This is a genomic window from Arthrobacter sp. NPDC080086, from assembly GCF_040702285.1.
In genome coordinates this window covers 19,228-27,614 of sequence record NZ_JBFBKP010000057.1, presented here as the reverse complement: position 1 = coordinate 27,614, position 8,387 = coordinate 19,228, and the positions used below count along the sequence as shown (strand labels likewise).

Here is an 8,387-nt window from a genome sequence, read left to right as displayed (position 1 = left end):
CTGGAAACCAGCGGCGGGGCCCTCCTTGTTTACGTGCTGTGTGGCTCTAATTGACCTGGTTGATGATGGTCTCGGCGACCTCGCGCATGCTCAGGCGGCGGTCCATCGAGGTCTTCTGGATCCAGCGGAAAGCCTCCGGCTCCGTCAGGCCCATCTTGGTGGTCAGCAGGCTCTTGGCGCGCTCGACCAGCTTGCGGGTGGCGAACTGCTCCTGCAGGTCGCTGACCTCGCTCTCCAGGGCCTTGATCTCCTCGTGCCGGGACAGGGCGATCTCCAGGGCGGGGATCAGGTCCGCGGGGGTGAAGGGCTTGACCACGTAGGCCATGGCGCCGGCGTCGCGGGCGCGCTCGACCAGTTCCTTCTGGCTAAAGGCGGTCAGCAGCACGACCGGGGCGATGCGCGCCTTGACGATCTTCTCGGCGGCGGAGATGCCATCCATGACGGGCATCTTCACGTCCATGAGGACCAGATCCGGCTTCAACTCCTCGGCGAGCTGCACGGCCTTCTCGCCGTTGTCCGCCTCGCCGACGACGTCGTAGCCCTCGCCGCGCAGGATCTCGATGATGTCCAGGCGGATGAGGGTCTCATCCTCGGCGACCACGACGCGGCGGGCGGGCTGGGAAGCGGGGGTGGAATCCGTCTGTTCTGACACGGGAACTCCTTGAAAAGGTACGGCGGGCGTTGTGCCATTCTGTGGCGCGTCCGCGGGTGTACTGGGGCCGTTGGGGATCGATGCGGCTTCACTGGCGCGATTCTGGAATTCAGCCTATCTGCATGTAGAGTAAATCCGCGCACCGGAAGCGATCGCGTTGCTCACAGGACCCCTGGAGCGGCCGATTATGACAGCCGGTGTCTCCGCGCCCGAGTGGCGGAATTGGCAGACGCGCCGCACTCAAAATGCGGTATCGAAAGGTGTGTGGGTTCGAGTCCCACCTCGGGCACAGTAACGCACCCCTCGTCAGAGGGGTTTTTTGCTTTAACGTCTGTGCAGCGCTCCTCCCGGGGGCACTTTGGCGCGGACTCGCCGTTCGCCAGGCCGCCGGCGTCGGGCATTGACCCTGAAAGTGCCCCCGGACAGAGGCGGCGACGCAGCAAAGCGGCGTCCTCATGCGGTTCGGCCCGCAGCGCGACCCCTCGTCGGAGGGGACCGCTCCGAGGCCGGCTGGGGCCAGTCTTCTTGGGCACTGTTGGCGCGGTGCTCAGTCCTCAAGCTTCGAATGCTCGCCCAGCCGGTGCCATGAACGGTTGTGGTAAACCAGTGCGTCGCCGGGTTCACCCGGTTGGACATCACGCATCATGCGGAATTCCAGGGCGTTGACGGCGATGATCGTGGACGTCCCGACCTCCATGCGGTTGATCACGGCGCAGCGCACCCAGGCACGCGCGTCGTCGTACACCGCCTCGCCGGTTGCAAGGGTCGACCAGCGGTGCGTCTGGTCAAAGCGGTCGGCCCCGGGGGTCGCTCCACGCTTCGCCAGGTCGACGTCGTGCGCGTCCAGCAGGTGCACGACGACGGTCTCGGCGCGCAGAAGTACCTCCGACGCCGAAGAAAGCGCCGAGACCGAGAAGATCAGCAACGGAGGGTCCGCACTCACCGACACGACCGACGATACCGTCAGCGCCACCGGTCCTTCGCCGGCATCTGCGGTGATGACGGCGACACCTCCCGGGTGGCCGCGGAACAGCGCTTTGAATTCGTCGGCCGTGAGGGAGGACGGGAAGCGTTGCGCGGGTGCTTGCAGCCAGGTGTCCGGAGGGTAGGCGTGAAACACGGTTACGACGCCCCGGGGGCGGAGCGGGCGAGCTCCTCGCGGACGATGTTCGTCCCTGCGCTCAGGGCACTCAGCTTCGCCAGCGCCACATCCCGGGGAAACGGTGCCATGCCGCAATTGGAGCTGGGGATCAGCTTGTCCGCATCCACGAACTGGAGGGCCCGGCGGAGCGTGTCGGCGACCTCCTCCGGGGTCTCGACGGTCTCGCTTGCGACGTCGATGGCCCCGAGCATGACTTTCTTGCCGCGGAGGAGTTCGATGAGGTCCATGGGCACGTGGGAGTTCTGGCATTCCAGCGAGATGATGTCGATGCTGGAGGCCTGCAACAGCGGGAAGGTCTCCTCGTACTGCCGCCACTGCGCGCCGAGCGTCGCTTTCCAGTCGTTATTGGCCTTGATCCCGTAGCCGTAGCAGATATGCACGGCGGTCTCCGCGCGCAGTCCCTCTGCCGCTCTCTCCAGGGCGGCCACGCCCCAGTCCTTAACCTCGTCGAGGAAAACATTGAACGCGGGCTCGTCGAACTGGATGATGTCCACGCCGGCCGCTTCCAGCTCTTTCGCCTCCTGGTTCAGGATCGTGGCGAACTCCCAGGCCAGCTTCTCGCGGCTCTTGTAATGGTCATCGTAGAGCGTGTCCACCATCGTCATCGGACCAGGAAGGGTCCACTTGATCGGGCGGTCGGTGGTTGCCCGGAGGAACTTTGCGTCGTCGACGAAGACCGGCCGTTCGCGGCGCACCGGTCCGACGACGGTCGGCACGCTCGCGTCGTAGCGGTCGCGGATGCGCACGGTCTTGCGCTGTTCGAAGTCGACCCCGCTGAGATTCTCGATGAAGGTCGTGACGAAGTGCTGGCGGGTCTGCTCGCCGTCACCGACGATGTCGATGCCGCGTCGGCTCTGCTCGTGGATTGCGATGCGCAGCGCATCCTCCTTGCCCTCGAGCAGTGCATCTCCCTCCAGCTTCCACGGGGACCAAAGAGTCTCCGGCTGGGCGAGCCACGATGGCTTCGGCAGGCTTCCGACGACGGTGGTGGGCAACAGTGTGTTCATGAGTGAGGGTTCTCCGTGGGTCAGTTGACGAGAGCGGGGTAATTGGCGGTCCACTGGTCCAGTAGATCCTTGTGGGGCGTGATGAAGTGCTCTTCCGTGTACTTCGCCTGCGTGATCGCGAGCTGACCGCGCTCGACCCGGTCGTAGGCGATCTGGGTCCGCGAGTAATCCTGCTCGCCCAGGCTCGGCTGGTAGACGGCGGCGGCGGCGGAGTTCGCGTTGTAGACCTCCGGGCGGTAGATCTTCTGGAACGTCTCCATGGTGCTGATCGTGCCGATGAGCTGCAGGTTGGAGTAGTCGTTGAGCAGGTCGCCGCGGAAATAGAAGGCAAGCGGCGCAACGCTGCCGCGTGGCATGAAATAGCGGACCTGAAGCCCCATCTTTGCGAAGTACGCGTCGGTCAGTGAGAACTCGTCCTGCTGGTACTCGACGCCCAGGACCGGGTGCCGGTTCTCCGTCCGCCGATACGTCCTGCTCGTCGAGACGCTGATGCACACCACGGGCGGCTGCGGGAAGCGTTCCCGGCATGCCGGGGAGTCGAGGAACTGCTGGAACAGTTTGCCGTGAAGATCGCCGAAGTCCTCGGGGATGGTCGGCTTGCCGGACTCCGCTGCCGCCGCCGGCAGCACTACGCTGAAGTCGAAGTCACGGACGTAGGAAGAGAAGTTGTTCCCGACGATCCCATGGTGGCGGACCCCGTTCAGTCGGCTGACGATCGAGATGTCGAGAACCTCGAACAGGGGGAACCGCCGATCCGTACCATCCGCGGTGAACTCTATCTCCACGGAGACGATGTCAAGCTCAAGCACATAGCGGTCCCTGTCAGGGTTGTCCCAGTCCGCCAGATCGTTGAAGCGGCGCCGCATCATGGTCAGGGCATTGCGGAGGTTTTCCCGGCGGTGCTCGCCCCGTGCGAGGTTGGCGAAATTGGTCGTGATCCGGGAGTCCTCCGACGGGGTGTAGTCCTCGTCGAAGCGTGTGGTGCGGATGCTGAAGGTGAAGTCGTCTGCCATGTGCTGCCAATCCGTGGTGATGGGCCGGGATGGCCGTCCAGAAGAGATGTGTCAATGGTGCAACCTGCCGACAGCTATCGAGTAACTGTGCCTTGCTATGCGCTGATATAGCATTTGCCTATGCCACATCTTTCGAGCGGACTGACTCTGCAACAGCTCCGCTACTTCATAGAAGTTGCAGCTGAGGGGTCGATCTCCGCAGCCGCCGATCTTCTTTACGTAGCCCAGCCGACCATGTCCGCGGCGATGAAAGACCTTGAGGCCCGGGTGGGCCGCGCACTCCTGGTTCGCTCCGCCCGCGGGGTCACCCTCACCGCGGACGGGGCAGAGTTCCTCGGGTATGCGCGGCAGGTCGTCGAGCAATTCGCTCTCCTCGAGCAGCGTTACCTTGGCAGGCCGCCGACGCGGCGTCTGTTGGGGGTGTCAACGCAGCACTACTCGTTCGCCGTGGACGCCTTCGTCCGGATGGTCAAAGCCACTGACGTGGCCGAATACGAGTTCTCGCTCCGTGAGTCCCGCACCTGGGACATCATCGAGGACGTCCGCACCCTCCGCAGCGAGATAGGCATCCTTTACCGGAACGATTTCAACCGCAAGGTCATCGACAAGTTGCTCCGGGAATCCGGGCTCGCGTTCACCCCACTTTTTCACGCCGATCCGCACATTTTCGTTGCACGGAACAACCCGCTTGCGTCCAAGGAGCGCGCGACTCTCGACGATCTCGCCGGCATGCCGCGGCTGACTTTCGATCAAGGTGCGAACAACTCCTTTTACTTCGCCGAAGAGATTCTCTCCACCATGTCCAGCAAGCAGGAGATCCGGGTCTCCGACCGTGCCACGATCTTCAACCTCATGATCGGGCTCCACGGCTACACGATCTCGACGGGCATCATCAGCGGGGAACTCGACCCCGAGATCGTCGCCATCCCGCTCGACGTTGACGAACGCATCGAGATCGGCTGGATCGGTCACGCCGCGATACCGCTGACCGAGCAGGCGAAGCGCTACCTCGGGGAACTGCGGGCCGTGGTCTCTGAGTTCGGCGTGGGGCTACTCGACTGACTGCAACCGGCAAGGCGGGTGCCACCCGGGCGGCGCGTTCCTGTTGCGCCGAATGTGATCTGGGATAAGCTCCAAAGATGGCACCGCGGAGTTTTCTAGAATGGCCGGTGATTCGGCAGCTCAGCACCGGCGATTTGCTCGGGCGTGGTCCCTCCGTGACCTCGCCCAAGACCCGAAGCATCGCCCCGCGCACGGCCACCGCCGACAAGGTGGTGCAAAGCGTGTGCCCGTACTGCGCCGTCGGCTGCGGCCAGCGCGTCTACGTGAAAGACGAACGCGTCGTCCAGATCGAGGGTGACCCGGATTCGCCTATCTCGCGCGGCCGGCTCTGCCCCAAGGGCTCCGCCAGCGAACAGCTCGTCAACTCTCCCGGCCGTCAGACGAAGGTCCTCTACCGCGCCCCCCGCGCCAAGGAATGGCAGCGGCTGGAACTCTCCACCGCCGTCGACATGATCGCCGACCGCTTCATCGAAAGCCGCCGCCGGACCTGGCAGCAGACCGACGACCACGGGCGCCTGTTGCGCCGGACCATGGGCATCGCCTCCCTCGGCGGCGCCACCCTGGACAACGAAGAGAACTACCTGATCAAGAAGCTCTTCACCGCCGCCGGAGCGGTACAGACGGAGAACCAAGCCCGTATATGACACTCCGCCACGGTTCCCAGTTTGGGAGCCTCGTTTGGACGCGGTGGTGCTACGCAATCACTGCAGGACATGGCCAACGCCGACTGCATCATCATTCAGGGATCCAACATGGCCGAGTGCCACCCGGTCGGATTCCAATGGGTGGCGGAGGCGAAGGCGCGCGGAGCCAAGGTCATCCACATCGACCCCCGCTTCACCCGCACCTCGGCGGTCGCTGACAAGCACCTGCCGATCCGGGCCGGATCCGACGTCGTGCTGCTTGGCGCCCTGATCAACTACGTCATCGCCAATGACCTGTGGTTCAAGGAGTACGTGTCCGCGTACACCAACGCGGCCACGCTGGTCCACGAGGATTACCGCGACGCCGAGGACCTGGGCGGCCTGTTCTCCGGGTTCGACCCGGAGAAGGGCGCCTACGACAACTCGTCCTGGGCCTACGACGAAGCCAGCGACGGTTCCATCACCGAACCCGGAGGTCCGGAACACGGCGCCGAAGCCGGGGCCCGTGCCGCCGGCGACGCGCTCGGCAGCGGCGGCCCGCCCCTCGAACACGCCGAGGTGCTCCGCGACGACACGCTGCAGAACCCGCGGACCGTCTTCCAGATCGTGAAGCGGCACTACGCCCGCTACACCCCCGAGATGGTGCGGGACATGTGCGGCATCAGCGAAGCGGACTTCGCCTACCTGGCCAAGACCATCACGGAGAACTCCGGCCGCGACCGGACCACCTGCTTCGCGTACGCCGTGGGCTGGACCCAGCACTCCCTGGGCGCCCAGTTCATCCGTGCCGCCGCCATCCTGCAGTTGCTGCTGGGGAATGTGGGGCGTCCGGGCGGCGGGATCATGGCCCTGCGCGGCCACGCCAGCATCCAGGGTTCCACCGACATTCCCACGCTGTTCAACCTGCTTCCCGGCTACCTGCCCATGCCCAGTGCTGGCCGCCACGACACCCTGGAGGAGTACCTCAAGGCGAACGCCTCGAAGAACCAAAAGGGTTTCTGGGCTGATGCCGACGCGTACACCATCAGCCTGCTGAAGGCGTGGTGGGGTGACGCGGCGACGGCGGACAACGACTGGGCGTACGACTACCTGCCGCGCCTCACCGGTGCGCACGGTACCTACGAGACCGTGATGAGCATGCTTCGGGATGAGGTGGAAGGCTACTTCCTGCTCGGCCAGAACCCGGCGGTGGGCTCGGCCCACGGCCGGATGCAGCGCTTGGGCATGTCCCACCTGAAGTGGCTGGTGGTCCGCGACCTGAACATGATCGAGTCGGCGACGTGGTGGAAGGACGGCCCGGAGATCGAGTCCGGGGAACTGAGCACCGAGGACATCGAGACGGAGGTCTTCTTCCTGCCGGCGGCGACCCACGTGGAGAAGGCCGGGTCCTTTACCCAGACCCAGCGGCTGCTGCAGTGGCGCCACCAGGCGGTGGCCCCGCCGGGGGAGTGCCAGAGCGAACTGCAGTTCTTCTACGAACTCGGTCACCGGATCCGGGAGAAGCTCGCGGACTCGCAGGACGAACGCGACCGGCCGCTGCTGGACCTGACGTGGGACTACCCGACGGACGAGCATGGCGACCCCGATCCCGAGTCGGTGCTGGCCGAAATCAACGGCCGTCACCTCACCGGACCGGACGCGGGAAAGCCCCTCTCGGCCTACACCGAGATGCGCGCCGACGGTTCCACGTCCGGGGGGTGCTGGATCTACACCGGCGTCTACGCCGACGGCATCAACCAGGCCGCCAACCGGAAGCCGGGCGACGAACAGGGACCAGCGGCCCCTGAGTGGGGCTGGGCGTGGCCGGCCAACCGACGAATCCTGTACAACCGCGCCTCCGCCGACCCGGACGGGAAGCCGTGGAGCGAACGCAAGAAGTACATCTGGTGGGACGAGGAACAAGGCAAGTGGGTGGGCGACGACGTCCCCGACTTCCCGCCGACCCTTGCGCCCGGGACCAAACCCGACCCGTCCGTGGGCGGACCGGCCGCGCTCAGCGGCGACGATCCGTTCATCATGCAGTCCGACGGCAAGGGCTGGCTCTTCGCGCCGAAGGGACTCGTGGACGGGCCGCTCCCGACCCACTACGAGGCCCAGGAATCACCGGTCGCCAACGGCCTCTACCCGCAGCAGCAGAGCCCGTCACGCCTGAAGTACCCGCGGAAGGACAACCTCAGCGCGCCCAGCGCAGGCGATCCTGGCGCTGATGTCTACCCGTTTGTGTTCACCACGTACCGGCTCACCGAGCACCACACGGCGGGCGGCATGAGCCGCTGGCTGCCGTACCTGTCCGAGCTGCAGCCGGAGATGTTCTGCGAGGTCTCTCCCGAACTCGCCGCCGAACGCGGACTGGAGCCGTACGGGTGGGCCACCATCATCTCGGCGCGCTCCGCGATCGAGGCGAAGGTGCTGGTCACCGAGCGGATGACGCCGTTGACCGTCGGGAACCACACCGTGCACCAGATCGGGCTGCCCTACCACTGGGGCGTCGGGAACAGCGCCGTCGTCAGCGGGGACGCCGCCAACGACCTGCTGGGCGTGACCCTCGATCCCAACGTCCAGATCCAGGAATCGAAGGTGGCCTCCTGCGACATCCGCCCCGGTCGCAGGCCGCGGGGACGGGAACTGCTGGCGCTCGTCGCCGAGTACCAGGAGCGCGCCGGGCTCACCGTGGAGACCAGCAACAGCACGGTGACCCACCCGGAAGCCGAGGGCGAGCACCCGCGTGAGCACCCGGGCGGGCAGGCACCGTGACCCGCGCCCCGGGAGCTGCCCGGCACGCAGCAGATCTTGCCCGGTCCGGGCGGCGGCACCTCGCCGCGGCCCGGACACCGACCCGACGTTGGA

6 protein-coding genes and 1 tRNA gene are annotated in these 8,387 nt (G+C 65.8%); 3 read left to right on the top strand and 4 right to left on the bottom strand.

The genetic code is table 11. From position 1 onward, the window contains the following. Window positions 1-46: 46 nt before the first annotated feature. The gene (locus AB0305_RS16850) at window positions 47-652 is read right to left on the bottom strand and encodes a response regulator (RefSeq protein ID WP_290258035.1); all 606 of its coding nucleotides are present in this window, start codon (window positions 650-652) and stop codon (window positions 47-49) included. Window positions 653-859: 207 nt separating this feature from the next. Between AB0305_RS16850 and AB0305_RS16845 the strand changes: the two genes are divergently transcribed. After that, a tRNA-Leu gene (locus tag AB0305_RS16845) sits at window positions 860-941 on the top strand. 258 nt (window positions 942-1,199) lie between these two features. On the opposite strand, the gene AB0305_RS16840 is transcribed toward AB0305_RS16845, so the two are convergent. From AB0305_RS16840 to AB0305_RS16830, 3 genes are read right to left on the bottom strand one after another with little or no spacing between them, the layout of a single operon-like run. After that, the gene (locus tag AB0305_RS16840; RefSeq protein WP_364137617.1) at window positions 1,200-1,772 is read right to left on the bottom strand and encodes a flavin reductase family protein; all 573 of its coding nucleotides are present in this window, start codon (window positions 1,770-1,772) and stop codon (window positions 1,200-1,202) included. Between the two features lie 2 nt (window positions 1,773-1,774). Next, entirely contained in the window at window positions 1,775-2,821 is a 1,047-nt protein-coding gene (locus AB0305_RS16835; RefSeq protein ID WP_364137615.1) for a methionine synthase, read from the bottom strand. 20 nt (window positions 2,822-2,841) lie between these two features. After that, window positions 2,842-3,834: a DUF1852 domain-containing protein gene (locus AB0305_RS16830; protein WP_364137613.1), complete on the bottom strand. Its 993-nt coding sequence runs from the start codon at window positions 3,832-3,834 to the stop codon at window positions 2,842-2,844. 120 nt (window positions 3,835-3,954) lie between these two features. Between AB0305_RS16830 and AB0305_RS16825 the strand changes: the two genes are divergently transcribed. Together AB0305_RS16825 and fdh are read left to right on the top strand one after the other, a co-directional pair. Beyond that, the gene (locus AB0305_RS16825) at window positions 3,955-4,896 is read left to right on the top strand and encodes a LysR family transcriptional regulator (RefSeq protein ID WP_364137611.1); all 942 of its coding nucleotides are present in this window, start codon (window positions 3,955-3,957) and stop codon (window positions 4,894-4,896) included. A 77-nt stretch (window positions 4,897-4,973) separates the two neighbouring features. Continuing rightward, window positions 4,974-8,294 (top strand): formate dehydrogenase, encoded by a 3,321-nt coding sequence (fdh, locus tag AB0305_RS16820; RefSeq protein ID WP_364137610.1) that lies wholly within the window; start codon window positions 4,974-4,976, stop codon window positions 8,292-8,294. Window positions 8,295-8,387 lie beyond the last annotated feature (93 nt).